The sequence below is a fragment of the Helcobacillus massiliensis genome (assembly GCF_033106145.1).
GTDB lineage: Bacteria > Actinomycetota > Actinomycetes > Actinomycetales > Dermabacteraceae > Helcobacillus > Helcobacillus massiliensis.
The window spans coordinates 903468-924911 of the sequence record NZ_CP136959.1; the positions used below are offsets into that span (position 1 = coordinate 903468).

18 protein-coding genes are annotated in these 21444 nt (G+C 67.9%); 11 read left to right on the forward strand and 7 right to left on the reverse strand.

Going from position 1 to position 21444, the window contains the following annotated elements:
* Positions 1-7 precede the first annotated feature (7 nt).
* Positions 8-1081: an anthranilate phosphoribosyltransferase gene (gene trpD / locus R3I40_RS04200; protein ID WP_239374404.1), complete on the reverse strand. Its 1074-nt coding sequence runs from the start codon at positions 1079-1081 to the stop codon at positions 8-10.
* 285 nt (positions 1082-1366) lie between these two features.
* Here trpD and ctaE point away from each other — a divergent pair, with 285 nt between their 5' ends.
* The 4 genes from ctaE to qcrB are packed head-to-tail and all read left to right on the forward strand — an operon-like array spanning position 1367 to position 5671.
* On the forward strand, positions 1367-2074 hold the full coding sequence (gene ctaE, locus R3I40_RS04205) for an aa3-type cytochrome oxidase subunit III (protein ID WP_239374402.1): 708 nt from the start codon (positions 1367-1369) through the stop codon (positions 2072-2074).
* Between the two features lie 52 nt (positions 2075-2126).
* The gene (gene qcrC, locus R3I40_RS04210) at positions 2127-2927 is read left to right on the forward strand and encodes a cytochrome bc1 complex diheme cytochrome c subunit (protein ID WP_183374161.1); all 801 of its coding nucleotides are present in this window, start codon (positions 2127-2129) and stop codon (positions 2925-2927) included.
* Positions 2924-4015 (forward strand): cytochrome bc1 complex Rieske iron-sulfur subunit, encoded by a 1092-nt coding sequence (qcrA, locus tag R3I40_RS04215; RefSeq protein ID WP_239374400.1) that lies wholly within the window; start codon positions 2924-2926, stop codon positions 4013-4015. Before qcrC ends, qcrA begins: the two co-directional genes overlap by 4 nt.
* A gap of 6 nt (positions 4016-4021) precedes the next feature.
* Entirely contained in the window at positions 4022-5671 is a 1650-nt protein-coding gene (gene qcrB, locus R3I40_RS04220; protein WP_239374398.1) for a cytochrome bc1 complex cytochrome b subunit, read from the forward strand.
* Positions 5672-5752: 81 nt separating this feature from the next.
* On the opposite strand, the gene R3I40_RS04225 is transcribed toward qcrB, so the two are convergent.
* The 4 genes from R3I40_RS04225 to R3I40_RS04240 form a co-directional block, all read right to left on the reverse strand.
* Positions 5753-6034 carry an Lrp/AsnC family transcriptional regulator gene (locus R3I40_RS04225; protein ID WP_183374171.1) on the reverse strand — a complete coding sequence of 94 codons (282 nt, stop codon included), beginning with the start codon at positions 6032-6034 and terminating at the stop codon, positions 5753-5755.
* Positions 6035-6175: 141 nt separating this feature from the next.
* Entirely contained in the window at positions 6176-7756 is a 1581-nt protein-coding gene (locus R3I40_RS04230) for a DEDD exonuclease domain-containing protein (protein WP_317700114.1), read from the reverse strand.
* A gap of 63 nt (positions 7757-7819) precedes the next feature.
* On the reverse strand, positions 7820-9634 hold the full coding sequence (locus R3I40_RS04235; protein ID WP_183374173.1) for an AMP-dependent synthetase/ligase: 1815 nt from the start codon (positions 9632-9634) through the stop codon (positions 7820-7822).
* A gap of 83 nt (positions 9635-9717) precedes the next feature.
* Positions 9718-10467: an alpha/beta hydrolase gene (locus tag R3I40_RS04240; RefSeq protein WP_285261562.1), complete on the reverse strand. Its 750-nt coding sequence runs from the start codon at positions 10465-10467 to the stop codon at positions 9718-9720.
* A gap of 38 nt (positions 10468-10505) precedes the next feature.
* Here R3I40_RS04240 and R3I40_RS04245 point away from each other — a divergent pair, with 38 nt between their 5' ends.
* Positions 10506-11366, forward strand: a complete 861-nt coding sequence (locus tag R3I40_RS04245; RefSeq protein ID WP_239374390.1) for a lysophospholipid acyltransferase family protein — start codon at positions 10506-10508, stop codon at positions 11364-11366.
* A gap of 81 nt (positions 11367-11447) precedes the next feature.
* Positions 11448-12851 carry a class II 3-deoxy-7-phosphoheptulonate synthase gene (locus R3I40_RS04250; protein ID WP_239374387.1) on the forward strand — a complete coding sequence of 468 codons (1404 nt, stop codon included), beginning with the start codon at positions 11448-11450 and terminating at the stop codon, positions 12849-12851.
* Positions 12852-12947: 96 nt separating this feature from the next.
* On the opposite strand, the gene pknB is transcribed toward R3I40_RS04250, so the two are convergent.
* Complete coding sequence (gene pknB / locus R3I40_RS04255) at positions 12948-14990, reverse strand: Stk1 family PASTA domain-containing Ser/Thr kinase (protein ID WP_239374384.1); 2043 nt, start codon at positions 14988-14990, stop codon at positions 12948-12950.
* A 118-nt stretch (positions 14991-15108) separates the two neighbouring features.
* On the opposite strand from pknB, the gene R3I40_RS04260 reads away from it, so the two are divergent.
* Entirely contained in the window at positions 15109-15426 is a 318-nt protein-coding gene (locus R3I40_RS04260) for an Rv2175c family DNA-binding protein (RefSeq protein WP_183375300.1), read from the forward strand.
* On the opposite strand, the gene R3I40_RS04265 is transcribed toward R3I40_RS04260, so the two are convergent.
* Entirely contained in the window at positions 15408-16553 is a 1146-nt protein-coding gene (locus R3I40_RS04265; protein ID WP_239374381.1) for a polyprenyl synthetase family protein, read from the reverse strand. The genes R3I40_RS04260 and R3I40_RS04265 overlap by 19 nt on opposite strands.
* Before the next feature lie 130 nt (positions 16554-16683).
* Between R3I40_RS04265 and R3I40_RS04270 the strand changes: the two genes are divergently transcribed.
* From R3I40_RS04270 to R3I40_RS04285, 4 genes are all read left to right on the forward strand, one after another.
* A complete protein-coding gene (locus R3I40_RS04270) occupies positions 16684-17928 on the forward strand; it encodes a hypothetical protein (RefSeq protein WP_183374185.1) in 1245 nt (414 codons plus the stop codon).
* A gap of 48 nt (positions 17929-17976) precedes the next feature.
* Positions 17977-19182 (forward strand): homoserine O-acetyltransferase MetX, encoded by a 1206-nt coding sequence (gene metX, locus R3I40_RS04275; RefSeq protein ID WP_317700115.1) that lies wholly within the window; start codon positions 17977-17979, stop codon positions 19180-19182.
* A 35-nt stretch (positions 19183-19217) separates the two neighbouring features.
* Positions 19218-19652, forward strand: coding sequence for a universal stress protein (locus R3I40_RS04280; protein WP_183374189.1), 435 nt, complete (start codon positions 19218-19220; stop codon positions 19650-19652).
* A gap of 339 nt (positions 19653-19991) precedes the next feature.
* Complete coding sequence (locus R3I40_RS04285; protein WP_375544804.1) at positions 19992-21431, forward strand: RNA polymerase sigma factor; 1440 nt, start codon at positions 19992-19994, stop codon at positions 21429-21431.
* Positions 21432-21444: the final 13 nt, after the last annotated feature.

The window sequence follows — 21444 nt, forward strand, 5'->3', positions numbered from 1 at the left end:
AGCTTCCTCAGCGGGCCGCCAACAGTTCCTGCGACGTTGAGGCCCACGTCTCGATCAGCTCCGCCGGCCGCCCCGAATCCAGCGTCTCCTCCGCACGGGCGAAAGCGGCACTGAAGCGGTCCTCGAAGCCGTCGGAGGGCTCCTGACCGATGCCGGCGGCCGCGGTGATGCCGGCTGCTGCGTTGAGGAGGACGGCATCGCGTGCAGCGGAGCGCTCACCGTCGAAGATGCGGCGGGCCACCTCTGCGTTGTAAGCGGGCGAGCCGCCCACCAGCTCCGACAGGGGAGCCTTACGCAGTCCCAGCAGTTCGGACGGATTGAGCACGTGCGGGCGGATCTCGCCTCCGCGCACTTCCCACACATCGGAGTCGTCGGCGATGGTCAGCTCATCCAGACCGTCGCGTCCTCGGAACACCAGAGCGGACGCTCCGCGCTCCTGAAACACTCCGGCGATCACCGGAGCCATGCTGGCTGAGGCCACGCCGACGGCCGAGGCCTCGACGCGGCCCGGATTCGTGATCGGGCCGAGGATGTTGAACACGGTTGGCAGCCCCAGGCCCTTACGAGCGGGGGCAGCGAAGCGCATGGACGGGTGGAAGACCTGTGCGAAGCAGAAGGTGATCCCGACCTTCTCCACCATGGCGGCGACGTCGCCCGCCGGGAGGTCAAGGCGAACACCGAGCTGCTCCAAGCAGTCGGCGGCCCCGGACTTCGATGAGGCGGCCCGGTTGCCGTGCTTCACCACGGGCAGTCCGCTCGCTGCGATCACCACGGAGGCCATGGTGGAGATGTTGACGGTGTTGGCGCCGTCTCCACCGGTGCCGACGATGTCGACAGCTCCCGTCGGCGCGGTGAAAGTGCGGGCGTGCGCCACCATCTCATCGGCGAGGGCCCGCACTTCTGTCACCGTCGGCCCCTTCGCTTCCAGGGCCACCAGGAACCCGGCGAGCGAGACCGGCTCAACAGCTCCGTCCATCACCTCCGCCATCGCCCATCGGACCGATGCGGAATCGAGGTTCTCTTTGCGCAGGAGGGCGGAGGTGAGTGAACGCCAGGTGGGGGAGGTTCCGGGAGTCGTCATGCGATCATCATCTCATCCTGTCCAGACCGTCTGCGGCGGCGTCCACCCAGGCTCCGTACCGCTGTCACCTCGCACTACGCCCGGTCATGGTGACTTCGCTCTCCTCGCCGGAGCGATCCAATCGACACCGCGGGCCAGGGCTGCTCCGGAGGGCCTCTCCGGTTTCTCAAAGAGGTCGAAGATCGGTATGCTGAACCCCGTCGAGGCGTGGTGTGCCATGCCCTCAGCAGCAAAGTGGGTCTCGGTGCCGTGTCTGAGCCCCATTTCGGCCGATCACACGCGATAATGGGAAACGTGTCTACAGCAAGTCTTACCTCGCATGCTTCGCATGGAGCGCACTCCGCCGCCCCGAGCCCTGTGAGCCGCCCGAACGCCACCCAGGTGGGGACCATCGTCTGGCTCTCCAGTGAGCTCATGTTCTTCGGTGCGCTCTTCGCCATGTACTTCACGCTGTACAGCGTGGTCCCCGAGGTGTTCCTGCAGGGTCAGGAGCACTTCAAGCTGGCCTTCGCGGTCACCAACACCCTGATCCTGGTGGCGAGCTCGTTCACCTGCCAGGCCGGTGTGTTCGCCGCTGAGAAGCGCATCCGCAGCCGTCAGGGCAGCATCCTGAACATCGCCAAGTGGGGCCTGATCGAGTGGTTCACCCTCACATTCATCCTCGGCGCCATCTTCGTGTCCGGCCAGGCCTTCGAGTACGCCGAGCTCGCCCACGCGGGCGCCTCCTTCTCCGCCTCCCCGCACTTCTCCATCTTCTTCCTCGCGACCGGCTTCCACGGACTGCACGTGATCGGCGGCCTGCTCGCCTTCCTCCTCGTGCTGGCTCGTGCGTTCGCCGCCAAGCGCTTCACCCATCACGAAGAGGTCTCTGCGATCTGCGTGTCCTACTACTGGCACTTCGTCGATGTGGTCTGGGTCGCTCTGTTCGCCGTTGTCTACCTGCTCGACCCGGTCATCCTGGGCACCATGCAGGGCAACTGGACGTTCTTCTGAGCCGCCCCCGCATGCGCACTCTTTCCCCATCCCACGAATCGAGGTCTGACCTGTGAAGGCACTAGCCCAGCATCGTCACCACCCGCTGGCGTTCCTGGCCATCCTGCTGATGGCTCTGCTCGCCACCGGCGGTCTGTTCGTTGCTCTGTCCCCGAAAGACGCCTCCGCGCAGTCGGCCAGTCAGGCCGACATCGACGCCGGCCGCGATCTCTTCGTCGCCAACTGCGCCACCTGCCATGGCATGAAGGGCGAGGGCCGCATCGACGGCGAGGGCAACACCTCCGGCCCGTCCCTGATCGGCGTCGGCGCTGCTTCGGTGGACTTCCAGGTCGGCACCGGTCGTATGCCGATGCAGGAGTCCGGTCCGCAGGCGCACCGGAAGCCCGCCCAGTTCAACGATGAGCAGACCAAGCAGCTCAGCGCCTACGTCGCATCCCTCGGCCCCGGTCCGGAGATCCCCTCCGCGGACGCTGTGGACCCCGCCAAGGGCGACCCGGCCAAGGGCGGCGAGATCTTCCGCATCAACTGCGCCATGTGCCACAACGCCTCCGGTTCCGGTGGTGCTCTGACCCGCGGCAAGTTCGCTCCGCCGCTGCTGGATGTCGAGCCGACCCACGTATACGAGGCGATGGAGACCGGCCCGCAGAACATGCCGGTGTTCAATGACAACAACCTCACCCCCGAGGACAAGCGCGACGTCATCGCGTACCTCAACAAGTTGGATGAGAACGGCTCCCCGGGCGGCTACTCGCTCGGTTCGCTCGGCCCCGTGACTGAGGGCCTCTTCGCCTGGACCGTCTTCCTCGCACTGATCCTCGGATGTGCTTACTGGCTGGGAGCTAAAGCAAAGTGACACACAACGACCATTCCCACAACCACGACGGCACGCAGCCGCACCGCGGCGTCAGCGCTGTTGTCGCCAAGGAAGACGGCGGGTTCGTCAACCCGGGACTCCCTCCTCACGAGTACCGTCAGTCCGATCTCGATCCGAAGGCTGAGCGTCGGGCCGAGAAGATGGTGGCCGGGATGTTCATCCTGTCGATCATCGGCACCGCGATCTTCATCGCCAGCTACTTCCTCTTCACCCCGATGGGGTTCAACCTGCTGGCTGAGTCCAAGACCCTGCAGGCGGTGAAGTGGTCGAACCTCTTCACCGGCATCGGCCTGGCCGTCGCCATGTTCTTCATCGGTGCAGCCGCCGTGCACTGGGCGAAGACCCTGATGCCGGACCATGAGGTCACCGAGGAGCGCCACATCTACAGCCGCACCAGCCCGGTGCGCGAAGAGGCCTCGGGCATCATCGTTGATGGTCTGGACGAGTCCGGTGTGGCACGTCGCCCGCTGATCGTCGCCTCCATGGTCGGAGCCCTCGCTGTGCTGCCGATCGCAGTGCTCTTCCCGATCTCTACCCTCGGGCCGCTGCCGGGCAACAAGCTGCACCACACCTTCTGGGCCAAGGCCAAGAAGGAGCCGCTGCGCATCGTCCGCGACCACGACAACACGCCGATCAAGGCCTCCGATGTCACCGTCGGCTCGATCTTCCACGTCATGCCGGACGGTCTGACCCACGAGAACAACGAGCACGACTTCCTTGAGCAGCGCGCGAAGGCCGCTGCGGTTCTGGTCCGCATCGACCCGGCCGATGCCAAGAACCAGGAGTCGCTGAGCAACGGCTACGAAGGCATCCTCGCCTTCTCGAAGATCTGCACGCACGTGGGCTGCCCGGTGGCGCTCTACGAGCAGCAGACCCACCACATGCTGTGCCCGTGCCACCAGTCGACGTTCGACGTCACCGACGGTGCCAAGGTCATCTTCGGCCCGGCCCACCGCCCGCTGCCCCAGCTGCCCATTGAAGTTGATGACGAGGGCTACCTCGTTGCGACCGACGACTTCCCGGAGCCGATCGGACCCAGCTTCTGGAACCTCCACAAGGACAAGTGATTGATCGTGTCGACAACTGAGAAGCAGGGGCTGCTGAACCCCGAAGGCCGCGCTTTCAAGCTCGGCTCCGTCGGTGCCGACTGGATCGATCAGCGCACCAGCATGTCCAGCGTGGTGAAGAACTTCGCCCGGAAGGTCTTCCCCGACCACTGGTCGTTCATGTTCGGCGAGGTGGCGCTGTACAGCTTCGTCGTGCTGCTGATCTCCGGCACGTTCCTCACCATGTTCTTCGTTCCCTCCATGGACGAAGTCACCTACGAGGGCATCTACGAACCGCTGTACGGCCTGGAGATGTCCCGCGCCTACGCGTCCACCCTCGACCTCTCCTTCGAGGTCAAGGGCGGTCTCCTGTTCCGCCAGATGCACCACTGGGCAGCGCTGCTGTTCATGGTCGCGATCTTCGTGCACATGTTCCGCGTGTTCTTCACCGGTGCGTTCCGCAAGCCGCGTGAGCTGAACTGGCTCGTCGGCTTCAGCCTGATGATCCTCGGCATGGTCGCCGGCTTCTCGGGCTACTCCCTGCCGGACGACGTCCTCTCCGGCAACGGCCTGCGCATCGCGGATGGCCTGATGAAGTCGATCCCGCTCGTCGGCACCTACATGTCGATGCTGCTGTTCGGCGGCGAATTCCCCGGCACGGACATCATCCCGCGCCTGTTCACGATTCACATCCTGCTGGTCCCCGCGGCCATCATGGGCCTGATCGCGATCCACCTGGTGATGCTGGTCGTGCACAAGCACGCCCACTACCCGGGCCCGGGCGCCACCGACCGCAACGTCGTGGGCTACCCGCTCTTCCCGGTGTACACCGCGAAGGCCGGCGGTTTCTTCTTCATTGTGTTCGGTCTCATCGCCCTGGTCTCCGCGACCGTGTCGATCAACTCTGTGTGGGCCTATGGCCCGTATGACCCGTCGCCGGTGTCCGCTGGTTCGCAGCCGGACTGGTACATGCTGTTCACCGATGGCGGTCTTCGTCTGATCCCGGGCTGGGAGTTCACCATCTTCGGATACGTGATCTCGCTGAACATGCTGATCCCGATGGTGTTCTACGGCCTGTTCCTCGCTGCTCTGGCCCTGTGGCCGTTCCTCGAGCAGTGGGTGACCGGTGATGACCGTGAGCACCACGTGCTGGACCTGCCGTACAACGCTCCGGTCCGCACCGCTTTCGGCGTCGCCTGGATCACCGAGTACATCCTGCTCGTCCTGGGCGCGACCAATGACCTCGTCGCCATCGCGTTCCACATCTCCATCAACGACCTCACCTGGCTGTACCGCATCGGGTTCTTCGTGGCTCCGGTCGTGGCGTTCATCGTCACGAAGCGGATCTGCCTGGCGATCCAGCGCCACAAGCGCGACCTGGTCCTCCACGGCGTGGAGACCGCCAAGGTGGTCCGGATGGAGAACGGCGAGATGCTGGAGATCCACGAGCCGCTCAACGAGTACGAGCGCTGGACCCTGGTGCAGCACGACACCTTCCGTCCCCTCAAGGAGGGCAACGGTGTGTCGGGTCTGCGCGCGAAGGCATCGAGCTTCTTCTTCAAGGACCAGATCGATCCGGTCACCCCGCGTGAGCTGCGCGCGGCCCTCGAGCACGGTGGCCATGAGCGCCACAAGATCGAGGCGCTGACGGGTCCGTACCGTGAGCTGGAGCCGTGATCCGCTGAGTCACTCTCGTGATGACGAAGGCCCGGTCCCCGTGTGGGGGCCGGGCCTTCGTCCTGTGGTCAGGACTGGGCGTCAATTGACGGCGCCGAGGTCGAACGCGGCGTCGAGATCGTCCGAGGAGTATGTGCGGAACGCGATGTTGGTGGTGGTGGAGACCACGCCCGGCACCTTGGAGATCGTGCCGGCGATGACGTCGGCGAGCTCTTCGTGTTCGCGGACCCGCACCTCCGCGATGAGGTCGACGTCGCCGGTCACCGAGTACACCTTGCTCACTTCTTCGGTGTTCGCGATCTTCTGCGCGACTTCGGGAATCTGATCGGATTCGACGGTGATGGAGACGATCGCGGTGATCATAGGGGAGCCTTTCTGCAGGGTGAGCACCCGTCGGCCGGTATGACGCGACGCAATGGATGCTGCCGGCGCCGAGTGCGGGCGGGTGGCTCCCACACTATCGCCCCGGGCCAGGGAAGCGGAGGCGGACCGTGCAGCGGGTGCTCAATCGGTCGCAGCAGCGGTGCGGGCGAACGCGCGGCTGAGAGCGCCGAGGTCGAACGCGCCAGTAGCGGGGCTCGACCAGTCGCCGTCGACGTGCACGATCCGGACGCCGTCCTGCTGCAGCCAGTGGAGGATCAGCTCTGCCTCCCCCCAGTACCCGAAGCAGAGGGGCGCGTGCTTGTCCGCTTCGTCGGCGGAGATGCGGCGCAGATGCTCCACGGACGCAACGGGGTCCCCGTGGCTGGGGAGGGCGAGGACGGCTCCGAGTCGACCGTGACGGATGGCGAGGGTCTCCCAGATCCACGGTGATGACTCGGAGACGCGGTGGCGCCGGGTGGCGACGATGAACGGAACCTCGGCGATTTCACGAAGGCGCTGTGCGCGGGCAGCCGCCTCGAGGAACGCCTCAGTGCGTTCGCGCAGCTGTGCGGCGTCCTCGAAGCGGCCGGAGGTGGTGAGGGCCCGCAGCCGGTGCGCGACGTCGTCGAGGACCTCCGAGGGGTCCGTTGTCATTGCGCGGCGCATCCGCTGGTGGAACGAGTCGTCACCGCGAGTGGGGCCGAACTGGGCGTCGGGGCCGAGGATCGACCGGTACAGAAGGGAGCGCATCGGCTCCACATGGTGGTGGGAGCGCAGCGGCCCGATCTGGACGGTGCCGTCGTCCTCAGGCTTCGTCGTGCGTGCTGCTCGCAGTCCGGCGGCGCCGGCGCCGAGGCGCAGCCAGTGCCCGGCGCTGGGGCGCAGTCCCTGCCTGTTCGCGGGTGGACGCTGCTCGGCGATCATCCGCAGCTCCCGGATAGAGGCTTCGGTGTCGCTGGCGCATTCGATGACGTCGACCCGTTCGGTGAGCGGGATGATGTCGAGGACTTTGCGGCGGGTTTCGGACGGGGAGAAGTAGGAGCGGACGCGGGACCGGAGGTTCATGGACTTCCCGACGTACAGGACGGCCCCGTCGGCGCCGATGAAGGTGTACACGCCGGGGCCCGGAGGTATGCCGTCGGCGAGGTGGCGTTTGCGCAGCTGGGCCGGGGTGGCCTGCTTCCCGGAGCGGGTGAGGTCGTACAGGTGGGTGCCGCCGATGCCGCCGAGTCGGGCGATGATCTCGTGGAGGACGTCCACGGTGGCGCGGGCGTCGGAGAGGGCCCGGTGGTTGGGGACGACGGTGGCGCCGACGTGGGCGGCGAGGGTGCCGAGGCGGTGGTTCTGCACTTCACCGCGAGGGAAGGTGCGGCGCGCAAGGGTGAGGGTGTCCACCACGGTGTGCTTCGGCCACGCGTAGTCGGTGCGGGCGGCGGCGGCGCGGAGGAAGCCGATGTCGAACTTCGCGTTGTGCGCCACGAGCACGGTGCCGCGGGCGAATTCGAGGAACATCGGCAGCACAGCGCTGATGGTGGGGGCGCCGGCGACCATGCGGTCGTTGATGCCTGTGAGGCGCGCAATGTAGGCGGGGATGGGCCGCTGCGGGTCCACGAACGTCTGGAATTCGCCGGTGACCTCGCCGCCGAGCACGCGGACAGCGCCGATCTCCGTGATGGCGTCGGAATCGGCGCTGGTGCCGGTGGTTTCGAGGTCGACGACCACGAACTCCACGTCCTGGAGGGCGGGGCCGAGGTCCTCGAAGCTGGGTTGGGTGGGCAGCGCCTGTCAGCTCTTCCCGGGCTTCGGGCCGGAGTAGATGCGGTCGATGACCTCGGCGTAGTCCTTCACCACAACGTTCCGCTTCAGCTTCAGCGACGGGGTCAGGTAACCGGATTCCTCGGTGAAGTCGCGGTCGATGATCTCGAACTTGCGGATCGATTCAGCGCGGGACACGGAGCTGTTCGCGGCATCGACGGCGCTCTGAACCTCAGCGAGCACCGCCTCCTCGCGTGCGGCGTCCGTGGCGGACATCTCCGGCAGGCCGTGGTTCTTCAGCCAGGTGGGGAGCATCTCCTCATCGAGGGTGATCAGGGCGGCCACGAACGGCTTCTGGTCGCCGATGACCATGCACTGGGAGATCAGCGGGTTGGAGCGGATCTGGTCCTCGAGCTGGGCGGGGGAGATGTTCTTGCCGCCCGCAGTGACGATGAGCTCCTTGGAGCGGCCGGTGATCGTCAGGTGGCCGTCGTCGTCGAGGGTGCCGACGTCTCCGGTGTTGAACCAGCCGTCGCTGGTCTTCGCTTCGGCGGTGGCCTCGGGGTTGTTGTGGTAGCCCTTGAACACCATGACGCCCTTGGCGTGGATCTCACCGTTGTCGGCGATGCGGACAGCGGCGCCGGGCAGCGGCGGGCCCACTGTGCCGACCTTGTGGTTCCACGGGACGCACACACTCAGCGGTGCGGTGGTTTCGGTCAGGCCGTACCCTTCGAGGATGGTGACGCCGAGGCCGCGGAAGAAATGGGCGTGGCGCGGGCTGAGCGGTGCGCCGCCCGAGATGGCCCATTTCAGGTCGCCGCCCATGAGGGCGCGCAGCTTGGAGTACACGAGCTTATCGAACACGGCGTGCTGCAGCTTGACTGCGAGGGGGATGCGTCCGTTGCTGATGCCCTCGGAGTAGCGGCAGGCGATGTCCACGGCGCGCTGGAAGATCTTCCCCTTGCCGTCGGCGATGGCCTTCTGCTCGGCGCCGTTGTACACCTTCTCGAACACGCGCGGCACGGCGAGCAGGAGGTTCGGCTTGAATGTGCCGAGGTCGTCCAGGAGGTGCTTGGCGTCCGGGGTGAAGCCGGTGATCGTGTCGTCGACGGTGGCGAGGTGCACGATCATCCGGGCGAACACGTGCGCGAGCGGCAGGAACATCAGCAGACGACTGCCCGGCGGCAGGACGAGGTGTCCGAGGAGCGCCTGAGCGTTCAGGGAGGTGTCCATGAAGTTGCCGTGAGTGAGCTCGGCGCCCTTGGGCCGGCCGGTGGTGCCGGAGGTGTAGATGATGGTGGCGACGTCGTCCTTGACGCGGCTGCGGCGCGCCTCTTCGAGGCGGTCCATGTCGAGGACGGCGCGGTCGGCGCTGATGCGCTCGATGTCGCCGGAGTCGATGATGAACACTTCCTGCAGGTTCGGCAGGGAGGAGGCGACCTGTTCGACGTCCTGCGCGTGCCCGGTGGTCTCCACGAACAGGAACTTCGCACCGGAATCGGAGGCGATCCATTCGATCTGGCCGGGGGAGGAGGTCTCGTAGATGGCGACGCTGACCCCGCCGGCGAACCAGACGGCCCAGTCGATCAGGGACCATTCGTAGCGGGTGCGGGACATGATGCCGACCACGTCGCCGCTCTGCAGACCCTGGTCGAGCAGGCCCTGGGCGAGCTGGCGGACCTGGGTGATGAACTGCGACACCGGCAGCGGCGACCAGGTGCCGGGGGTGAGCTGGCGTTCGAAGATGGGGGCGCTGGGGTCGCGGCGCTCCCGCAGGAGCAGGAGGTCGGTGGAGTTCTCGTCATCTCGTCCGCTGGCGGCGATCGGGGTTTCGAACTGCTTCACTGAGAACTCCTCATCTGACAGGGCGCGCGGTTTCGCGGTGCGCATCCGATCCTACGCGCCGGGGGCGATCTGTGCTCGTCGAATCACCGAAGGCGGACCGACGGATTCCGCAGACGCTCCAGTGTACGCGCAGCGAAGCGCTCGGATTCCTCCGCGATCATGTCGGCGTCATGGTCGAGGGTGGCGACATGCCAGCTGTTCTCGGCGGTGACGCGGGTGATGCCGGCGGCGTTGACAGCACCGGATTCGATGTCATCGGAGTCGCTGATGGCGACCAGGTGGTCCACGGTGGAGGTGGCGAGCCAGATGGGGCACCGGATGCGGTCCAGACGAGCGCGCACGTGCGCGGTGTAGCCGTTCAGCTCCGCGACGGACGCGACGGGAACGCGGGGGTAGGCGGGTTCGCGCACCCCGGGCTTCCTGATGTCGGAGGCGATGCTCGGCACGGACGGCACGATGTGCTGCAGCCAGAACGCGAACCGCGCCACGGGGCTCTTCACGCCGAGAGCGGGGTTGACGAGCAGAACGGCGGCAACGAGGCCGGGGTGGCGTTCGGCGAGGGCGAGGGCGGTGGTGCCGCCCATCGACAGGCCCGCCACCACGATCGGACCGCCGGTGTCACGAGCGAGGCGCTTCAGGTCCTCCTCGGGGCCGTGGAGCCATTCGGGCCAGGTGGTGCGTCCCATCTCCTGCCAGGTGGTGCCGTGGCCGGCGAGGGTGGGAGTGCAGACGCTCCAGCCCTGCTGCCGGAAGCGGCGGGCCCACGGTTCGATGGAGCCGGGAGTGCCGGTGAAGCCGTGGAGCATGAGGGCGGTGCGCTGCTGAGGGGTCATGAGACCATGGTGCCATCCCGCTCCCATTCTGAGGTCCCATGCTGATCTACCGCCTTGCCAAGCCTGTTGCGACGGTCCTGGCGCGCCGTGTGTGGCGCGCGTCCCTGACCGGCGAGAACCGCCTGTCCGCCGGGTACGCCGCGGTGCTGTGCTCCAACCATGCGTCGGTGGCGGAGACGTGGATGCTGCCGGCGCTGATGCGCCGACCGGTGCACATCCTCGCGAAGGACTCCCTGTTCACCCGTCCCGGTGCGGCCGGCTGGGTGGCGCGACGTTTCCTGCTGAGCGTGTGCGTGATCCCGGTGAACCGCTCCGGCGGCGGAACCGCCAACGGCACCCTGGACAGCGCTGCCGAGGTGCTGCGCGAAGGCGAGCTGATCGGCGTGTACCCGGAGGGGACGCGCAGCCCGGACGGTCGACTGTTCAAGGGGAAGACCGGTGCGGTGCGCGTTGCTCTCGCCGGCGGCGCCCCGATCCACCCGGTCGCGATCCACGGCGCGTTCCAGGCCGGTCACGGCCGGTCGGTCTTCCCGCGCCTCCAGCCCCGCATCCGGATTGAGGTGGGGGAGGCGATCGATCTGCGCACCGAGCTGGAAGCCCTACGGGCTGAGCAGGTGGGGGACCGGCATGCTGAGCCGATGGGGACCCTGCAGGCTGAGCAGCCGGGCGACCGGCGCGCCGAGCGGTCGGATCCCCCGAAGTCGGGGGAGGGGGCCGACGGGATGCCGGCATCCGTCGGCTGCGCATCAGGTGCTCCCGCCTCGCAGGAGGAGATCCGCGCCCTGACGGATCTGGTGATGGCGCGCCTGGCGGCGATGACCGGTCAGGAGCAGGTGGATGAGTACGCTGTGGATCACCGTGCGCGGATGCGGAAGGCGTCGGCCGTCATGGCTGACTGAGCGGAGTCTGCCCGGGTGTCCGAACGGTGGACGCCCGGTCCCGGAATTTGCCCCGACCGGGCGCCTCGCTACGATCGCAGCGTGACTATTCATTCGCCGCTCAGCGCCAATACCCGCCATGCCTTCGGACTGTCTGCCGAGAACGAAGCCCTCACGGAGCTTTCGGCATGGCGCGAGTATCCGCGCGTGCAGCAGCCCACATGGCCGGATGAGCAGAAGCTCGGCGATGTCTTCGACCGCCTCCGCTCCGCCCCGCCGCTGGTCTTCGCCGGCGAGGTCGACCTCGTCCGCTCCCGCCTCGCGGCGGCATCCCGTGGTGAAGCGTTCCTGCTGCAGGGCGGTGACTGCGCTGAGACCTTCCAGGACTCCACCGCGGACCGCATCAAGAACAAGATCCAGACCATTCTGCAGATGGCTGCGATCCTCACGTACTCCGCGTCCACTCCCGTCATCAAGATGGGCCGTATGGCGGGCCAGTTCGCGAAGCCCCGGTCCTCCGATGAGGAGACTCGCGACGGCGTCACCCTGCCCAGCTACCGCGGTGATGCCGTCAACGGCTACGAGTTCACCCCCGAGGCCCGCATCCCGGATCCGGAGCGGCTGTGGCGGATGTACACGACCGCGGCGTCGTCCCTGAACCTGATGCGCGCCTTCACCGGCGGCGGCTTCGCCGACCTGCGCCAGGTGCACGATTGGAACCGCGGCTTCGTCCGCTCCAAGGGCTACACGAAGTACGAGCGCCTCGCCGATGAGATCGGCCAGGCCCTCCAGTTCATGGAGGCCTGCGGGGTCGACTTCGAACCGCTGAAGCTGGTGGAGCTCTACGCCTCCCATGAGGCCCTGCTGCTCGACTACGAGGAGGCGCTCGCCCGCGTGGACTCCCGCACCGGCGAGATCTACGCCTGCTCCGGCCACTTCCTGTGGATCGGTGAGCGCACCCGTCAGCTGGACGGCGCCCATGTCGACTTCCTGCGGAAGGTCCGCAACCCCATCGGGGTGAAGCTCGGCCCCACCGCCACTGCCGACGACGCCAAGCGCCTCATCGACCTGCTGAACCCCGAGCGCGAAGAGGGGCGCCTCACGTTCGTCACCCGCATGGGCGCCTCCACGATCCGTGAGCGTCTGCCGAAGCTGCTGGAGGAGGTCAAGGCCGACGGGGCCCCCATCACCTGGGTGACCGATCCGATGCACGGCAACACGATCACCTCTTCGAACGGCTACAAGACCCGCCGCTTCGAGGACATCATGGATGAGGTGCGCGGCTTCTTCGAGTCCCATCAGGAGGCTGGGACGATCCCCGGCGGCCTGCACATGGAGCTCACCGGCGATGACGTCACCGAGGTGCTCGGCGGTACCGGTGAACTGGATGAAGAGGGCCTGACCCGCCGCTACGAGACGCTGGTGGACCCGCGCCTGAACCACACCCAGTCCCTGGAGCTCGCGTTCCTGGTGGGGGAGATGCTGCAGCGCGCCAAGCGCGACTGACCCCTGCCGCTCACCGCGGTCGAACCATATGCACAGCGGCCCCGCCTCGAGGATCTGAGGCGGGGCCGTCCTGTGCGCTGCGGGCGGAGCGGCGGGTCAGAACACCCGGATGGTGATGGTGGAGCCCTTCTCCGCTTCGGAGCCGGCGGCCTGGTCCTGTTTGTACACCTTGCCGAACACCGGCTCACCCTTGTCGTGCTCGACCGACACGGTGAAGCCGGCCTTCTCCAGCTCCGCCTTCGCGGCCGCTTCGGGCTTCTCGAACACGTTGGGCACCTTCACCATCTCCGGCCCCTTCGAGACAACGATCGTGACGGCATCGCCGCGGAAGAGGGACCCGTCGGCCGGCTGCTGGGAGGCGACCGTGCCCTTCGGGGCTGAGGAGAACGCCTCCGTCTGCTTGACCGTGAGGCCGGCGGCTTCGAGGCGGGTCCGCGCTTGGTCCGGGCTGGCGCCCGTCACCACGGGGACGGCGATCGGCTCGCGGCCCTTCGAGACCGTGACGTGCACCTCCGCGCCCTTCGGCAGGGCGTCGCCGTCCTGCTGCTGGGAGATGACCGTGCCCTTCGGCACCTTCTCGTCGAACTCGGGGTCGTCCTCCACCACGGTGAAGCCGGCGTCATCCAGAGCGGCCGTCGCCTCCTCCACGGGCTTGCCGGTGACGTCGGGGACCGCGAAAAGCTCCTCGCCCTTGGAGACCACCACGGTGATGGTGTCGCCGCGTTTGATGGTGGCTCCGGCGGCGGGATCCACGCTGATGATGTGCCCCTTCGGCACCTCCGCGCTGAACTGCTCCACGGTCCGGGTGTCGATGTTCTGGGCGGCCAGGACGTTCTCCGCGTCGGTCAGGGGAGTGCCCGCGAGCACGGGGACGGTCCGCTCCGCACCGGGGCCGGCGTAGGCGTACCACTGGCTGCCGGCGACGCCCCATGCTCCGAGGGCCGCGAGGGCGAGGGCGAGGGCTGCGATGCGGGCGGGGACCGAGCGCAGCGGGCCGTGCAGATGTCGGCCGTGTGTCTGGGTGCGGGGACCGAGGGTGAGTTCACGCGCGGATTCGTCGCGCTCCACCGCAGTGGATCCGGTGGCAGCGGCGCCGCCGTCGCCACCGGGGTCGGCGGCGGCGTCGTCATCCGGATCGATCGGGAACGGGACCGGGGCAGCGGCGGGCAGCGTCGACGTCAGGTCGGGGAAGTGCTCCTCGGCCGACGGGATCGTGCGCGTCAGCCGCGGCAGATCATGCGTGGGGGAGTCCTCATCGTGGACTGCAGGCGCAGCATCGAGCTGGGCATCGCTGAGCTGTGCGATCACCTCGTCCAGCGCATCCAGCAGCGCGGCGGCGCGCGACGGACGCGAGGACGGCAGCCGGGAGCACGCCCACGTCACGATCGAATCCACCGACGGCGGCACCGCCGAGTTGATCGTGGACGGCGCCGGCACATCCTCATGCGCATGCTGATACGCCACATGCACCGGGGACTCACCGGTGAACGGAACACGGCCGGTCAGCATCTCGAACAGGAGGATGCCCCAGGAGTAGAGGTCACTGCGGGCATCGCAGAAGCCCTTCGTCACCACCTCCGGGCTCACATACGCCACGGTGCCCAGCAGCGTGCCGGTGGCGCTGGCGGTGGCGGAGTCGATGGCGCGGGCGAGGCCGAAGTCCGCGACCAGGACGTCCTTGTCCTCCGCGACGAGGACGTTCTCCGGTTTGATGTCGCGGTGAATGATGCCGGACCGGTGGGCGGCGTCGATCGCGGCGAGCGTGTCCCGGCCCACTCGCAGAGCACGGCGCAGAGTCAGCGGGCCCTCCCGACGCAGCTCCTGGCGCAGGGTCTCGCCCTCCACCAGCTGCATCGTCAGGTAGACGTGGCCGAAGTCCTCACCCTGATCGAACACACCGACCACATGCGGGTGGGTCAGGCGCGCCGCGGAGCGGGCCTCCCGGGCGAAGCGGCGGATGAAGTCGGGGTTCTCCGCCAGATGCGGGTGCATGATTTTGAGCGCGATGGGGCGTTCCAGGCGCTCATCGAAACCGCGGAACACGGTGGCCATGCCGCCGCGGGCGATCTTGGAGTCCACGCGGTAGCGCTGGTCGAGGATGAGGCCGGCCTCAGGGGAAGGACTCGGCGCACTCGTCACACCCACAGACTAGAGAGTCCGTCCGCACGAACCCTGCATCGACACCGTGAAATATAGTGACAGCGTGAACGACAACGACCTGACCTTCTCTGACCTGACCGCGCTCGTCGGCGAGTGGATGCCTCTGCCGGACGTCGCCGAGCAGCTGGACCTGTCCATCTCCCGCGTGCACCGCCTGCTGGAGGAGCGGGAGCTCATCACCGTCCGCAACGACGACAACGTGCGGGTCACCCCGGCGCTGTTCCTCGACGGCGACCGCGTCACCAAGAACCTCAAGGGCACCATCATCCTGCTGCAGGACCAGGAGCTGCGGGACGACGAGATCATCGAGTGGCTCTTCACCGAAGACGAGACCCTGCCCGGCCGTCCGATCGACCGCCTCCGTGAGGGACAGCGCGGCGAAGTCCGCCGACGCGCTCAGTCCCTCGCGTTCTGAGACCCGTCGGCCTCACACCCGGTCGCCTGAGCGATCAGAGTGCTGAGCATCCGGACGGCGGTCCCGTCGGCGAGCGGTTCCACCCGCTCGCGCAGCGCGGTGTACGCGGCGGCGGCGCCGGCGGCGACGTCCCGCTCTGCGCGCTCCCGCGCCCCTGTCGCAGTGAAGACCTCCCGCACCTGCTCCACATCCTCCGCGCTCGCCTCATCGTTGCCGATGATGCGCTGCAGGACCTCCCGCTGCTCGTCGGTGCCCTGCTCGAGGGCGTGGGCGAGCAGGGTGGTGCGCTTGCCCTCGGTGATGTCGCTGCTGGCTGATTTGCCGATCACGGCCTGATCGCCGAACACGCCCAGCAGATCGTCCCGCACCTGGAACGCGGCCCCCAGCGGCACTGCCGTCCCCTCCAGCGCCGCGAGGAGGTCATCGTCCCCGCCGCGCTGAGCCGCCCCCAGCAGAAGCGGCCGCAGCACGGTGTACGGCACGGTCTTCCACCGCGTCACTCGTTGAGACGCCTCCCGCATGGCGGCCGCCGAACGGAACCCGCCCATCTGGTTGAGGATGTCGAGGTACTGCCCCGCCATCACCTCGGTGCGCAGCGCATCGAACTGGGCCCGTGCCCGGGGACCGCTCAGCACCGAGGACGCGAGCTGCTCCGCCCACGAGAGCGCCAGATCGCCGATGATGACCGCGGAGGCGAGCCCGAAATGGCGGGCGTCGCCGTCGAACCCATCGGCCCGGTGGCGCGTCGCCGCGGCCTCGTGCACAGCGGGTCGGCCGCGGCGAGTGGGGGAGTTGTCGATGACGTCGTCATGCATCAGTGCCGCCGCCTGGATCAGCTCCACAGCGGCGCCGAGGGTGATGAGATCGGCTGGAATCGCGTCGGCGGGCGCATCGCCGGTGGTCGTCGCCGTACTCGCGTCCAGGTCGCCGGCGGGGACGGCGAGGCCGCCGGTCACCACGAACAGGGGCCGCAGGAACTTCCCACCCGCGAAGAAGCCGGTCAGAGTGTCGGTGATGTCCCGCAGCTCCGGTGCGATCGGGGAGAGCGCCTCCGCCTGCTCGGCGATGAAGCGGTCCAGCTCAGCGGCGACACGGGTGCGGACGGACTCGGCGGTGGTGATGGGCACGCGAACCTCTTTCCTTGGGGGCTTCCAGTATCCCAGAGGATCCCGGCGCACTGATGATCCACACCCGCACTCATCCCCACACCGCACGGACTCCTCGCGACAGGCCCGTGCACGAGCCAGGCTGGCGGGCATGACGAACGCACCCAGCAGCGCCTTCACCGGCGACCACCATGATCCCATCACCATCCACGGCGCTGACTCCCGCGAACTCCTCGCCGCCGTCAGCACCCACTACGGCGCTATCCCGCAGCACGGCGTGATCCTCTTCCCGTTCGACTCCGACGGACATCTGGCCGCCATCATGCGGATCCGCGCCGAGTGCTGGAGTGACCCCGGCTTCTACCACTCCGTCCTCGCCCGGAACGTCCACGCCCTCCTCGAACAGGGGTACAGCGCTATGCGCGTGCTCGTCGTCGGAACTGTCCCGGCCGACGGCGACCCTCTTCTCGTCGGCGAGCCGCCCCTGGCCGACGACCCGGGGCAGCTCCTCTCACTGGCTGATCTCGCCGCCTCCACTCATGACGCCCTCACCCTGCATCGGGAGCTCGTCGGCTGCGTCCGCACCTGGCTGATCTCCGGGCGCGTCAGCATCGATGTGGGGGCCGACGGGCCCATCAGCGACCCGGTGCCGTTCGGGGACCTCGCCGACAGTGCTGTCGCAGCCGAAGCGGTCTCCCGCGGGCGGCCCCTGTTCCTCAGGCCCGAGGACGAGGCCGCACTGTCACCCGACCAGCTGAGCCGATTCATCGACGCTCTGCAGCGCCAGGCTCGGTCTGACATACCCGATCTGGACCCGGCGGCGGAGGCCCGCGACCTCCTGGATCTGGCGGCGACCGGACCCGGCTGGTTGCGCCGCGAGGCGCAGGTCCGCACCGCCGACGGCACTCGCATGTCGCTGTATGAACACCTCACCGAATTCCTCCACGCAATGACCGATTCCGCGTTCAGCGATGCATTCTTCACCGCCGTGATGAATCGCGGAATGAATGCTGATCACACGCCGCAGTCACTGCTGCACGCGATCTGCACCGATCCCGACTTTGTGCCGACCGAAGCCGTCCTGCCTGGTGGTTCAGTCGATGTGCTGCTGGGGGAGCTCTGGCGCCTCTGGCAGCTGGCACCGCCGGACGAAATGCCGGACCGAATGGTCGAATCTTTGGCCACGATCGTTCTGCACAATGCCCTCGTCAACTGGTGGACAACCCGACTCGGCGACATGGCGAGACAAGTCGGATCTGTTCTTCTCACCTGTCCCGACCACCGACTGGCAGGCTTGCTCGAGCCGATGATGGAGGGACTCCTCGTCCACCCCTGGCTCGACGCCGATTCGTGCGCACTCGTGCGGAGCTCCAGCACCGGCAGCCGCCTGCTGTGACGCCTCGCGTCCGGGCGGAGAAGACCTCACGTCCAGGGAAGGATGCAGATGACGGCAGTGCAGGACCGCGCCACCCGTCCGACCGGCGCGTGGCTGCCCGGAGACCCTGTCGGCAACCGCCGATTCGCGGACCTCGGTGCACTCGACCTCGAGAACCGGCAGCGCCTCGAGACGGTCCGCCTCGCCTACGAAACCTGGGGCGAGCTCAACGCCGACGCATCCAACGCCGTGCTCGTCCTGCACGCCCTCACCGGCGACTCGCACGTCTGCGGCGACGCGGGGCCGGGGCACCGCACAGCCGGCTGGTGGCCGCACCTCGTGGGGCCCGGCAGGCCGATCGACACGAACCGATTCTTCGTCATCGCGCCGAACATCCTCGGCGGCTGCCAGGGCAGCACCGGTCCCGCCAGCCAGGCCCCCGACGGCGCTCCCTACGGCTCCCGCTTCCCCCACCTCACCACCCGGGACCAGGTCGCCGCCGAGCGCCTCCTCCAGCACCACCTGGGCATCGACGCATGGGCGCTCGTCATCGGCGGATCGATGGGCGGCATGCGCGCCGTCGAATGGGCCGTCACGCACCCCGACGATGTGGAGCGCCTCGCCGTCATCGCCACCTCCGCCCGGGCGAGCGGTGACGTCATCGCCTGGAACAGCGCACAGATCGCCGCGATCGAAGCGCACCCCGGGTTCGCCGGCGGCGACTACCATCACCTCGATGCCGACAGCGGTCCGGCCGCAGCGCTCGGTGTCGCCCGCCGCATCGCCCATACGACCTACCGCACCGCGGTCGAGCTCGACACCCGCTTCGGCAACGGCCCGCAGGCGGACGAGGACCCCGTCGGCACCCGCGACGGCCGATTCCGCGTCACGAGCTATCTCGACCACCACGCCGACAAGCTCGCTCGCCGATTCGACGCCGGCAGCTACACCGTTCTGGCCCGCGCCATGAGCACGCACAACGTCGGCCGCGGACGCGGCGGCATCCCCACCGCCCTCAGCCGCATCACCGCCCGCACTCTCGTTGCCGCGGTCGACTCCGACCGGCTGTTCCCCGTCACCGACTCCCAGCTGATCGCCCGGCACATCCCGAACGCAGACCTGCTCGTGATCGATTCGCCGGCAGGGCACGACGGGTTCCTCCTCGACTCGCCGCCCCTCAATCGCAGGGTCGAGGACCTGCTGCGGGACGCCGATGGATCGGACGGCGAGAGGCCGTCGGCGAAACCGCACCCTGGGGGCGCGACGGCGCGGTAACGTGGGCCCACGACCCTTCGACGAAAGGCAGCGCCATGGCAGTCGTCGCCGCGTACGCCCCTGGTGAGCAGGGCGATGCCGCCCTGCGCGCAGCCGTTCGGGAAGCGCATCAGCGCCAGAGCGATCTCGTGATCATCTCCCACGCGTACCACCACCCGGACCACGGACTCACTCATGCCGAACGCGCCGAAGCGACCCGCGCGCTGCACCGGATCGCCGCTGGATTCTCCCCGGAGATCCGCCGCTACCTCGAATCCCTCGAACTGGTCATCGACGAATCCTCCGACATCAACGTGGGCGATCGCCTCAACGAGATCGCGGAGCGCCGCGGCGCCGAACTCCTGATCGTCGGGCTCCGCCGCAAGTCCCTGACCGGAAAGCTCAACCTCGGGCAGGCTGTGCGCAAACTCATCCTCGGCGCCCCGTGCCCCGTGCTCGTCGTGAAGCCGGACGAGGTCAGCGCCGCCTGATCGCCGCCTGCTGGCCCCGCGCCGCCGGCCCGACGAGAACGAATCTTCTGAGGCGAGGGTCACGCCGTTCTGGACACGGGAATGATTGAGGACTATGTCCCGTTATAATGGACGCTGGACGCAACAGTCCGAGCAGCCCTTCGGTGAGCCGATGCTCGACCGAAGGCCCCAGACCAGCGCCGCCCGCCCGCACAGCGCCGGCCCCTCCGCCGCAGTCGACGCGCCGCGCGGACCGGTTCGCAGCCCGAGCCGATGGCAATCCGAGCCGTAGAACGAAGGAACTCTGTGTCAGACGCCACGAAGACCCCCGATGATGTGAAGGAACTCGTCTCCACGGTCATGAAGGAGATGGGCTCGCCCGCCTCCGTCGACTACGAAGACCTCCGCGCCACAGCGCGCTCCCTCGGGGTGTCCCCGTACCGCGTCGCCTTCCTCTCCAGGAAGCTCGAAGAGCTCGAAGGCGTCGAGATCACCGGCCGCCCCGCCTCCCGCGGCAAGAAGAAGGCCGCCGCTGCCGGCGAATCCGCAGAGGAGAAGGCCGAGCAGAAGGCGAGCACGCCGAAGAAGTCCGCCGCCGCGTCGTCCACGCCGAAGAAGAAGTCCGAGGACGTCGACGAGGACGTGGCCGAGCCGGAGGACCTCGAGGACGAGGAGCTCGACGAGGACGCTGACGCCGTCGAGGACGCCGAGGACGCCGATGACTCGGATGACGACACCCCGCCGGAGCAGAAGGATGACGACGTCGTCGGCGCCGCCAAGATCAAGGGCACCAAGAAGTCCGATGACGACGAGGACGACGGCTCCAAGGGCTTCGCCATCCGCAACACCGAGGACGACTCCCCGGCGCAGCAGGTCGTGACCGCCGGCGCCACCGCCGACCCGATCAAGGACTACCTCAAGCAGATCGGCAAGGTGGCGCTGCTGAACGCCGCTCAGGAGGTCGAGCTCGCTGAGCGCATCGAAGCGGGCCTGTACGCCGAGCACAAGCTGAAGCAGAACGAGTCCGGCCGCCGCTCCAAGGCGGGCCGCGAACTCGCCCTCATCGTGGAGGACGGCCGCGCCGCGAAGGACCACCTCCTCGAGGCGAACCTCCGCCTCGTGGTGTCCCTCGCCAAGCGCTACACCGGCCGCGGCATGCTGTTCCTGGACCTCATCCAGGAGGGCAACCTCGGCCTGATCCGCGCTGTTGAGAAGTTCGACTACGCCAAGGGCTACAAGTTCTCCACCTACGCCACGTGGTGGATCCGTCAGGCCATCACCCGCGCCATGGCCGACCAGGCCCGTACCATCCGCATCCCCGTGCACATGGTGGAGGTCATCAACAAGCTCGCCCGCGTGCAGCGCCAGATGCTGCAGGACCTCGGCCGCGAACCGCTGCCCGAGGAGCTCGCCAAGGAGCTCGACATGACCCCGGAGCGCGTGGTCGAGGTGCAGAAGTACGGCCGTGAGCCGATCTCCCTGCACACCCCGCTCGGCGAGGACGGCGACAGCGAGTTCGGTGACCTCATCGAGGACTCCGAAGCCGTGGTCCCGGCCGATGCCGTGTCCTTCACGCTCCTGCAGGAGCAGCTCCACTCGGTGCTGGACACGCTGTCCGAGCGCGAAGCCGGTGTGGTGGCGATGCGCTTCGGCCTCGAAGACGGGCAGCCGAAGACCCTGGATGAGATCGGCAAGGTGTACGGGGTGACCCGTGAGCGCATCCGCCAGATCGAGTCGAAGACCATGTCGAAGCTGCGCCACCCTTCCCGTTCGCAGGTGCTGCGCGACTACCTCGACTGATCCATGGAACCCG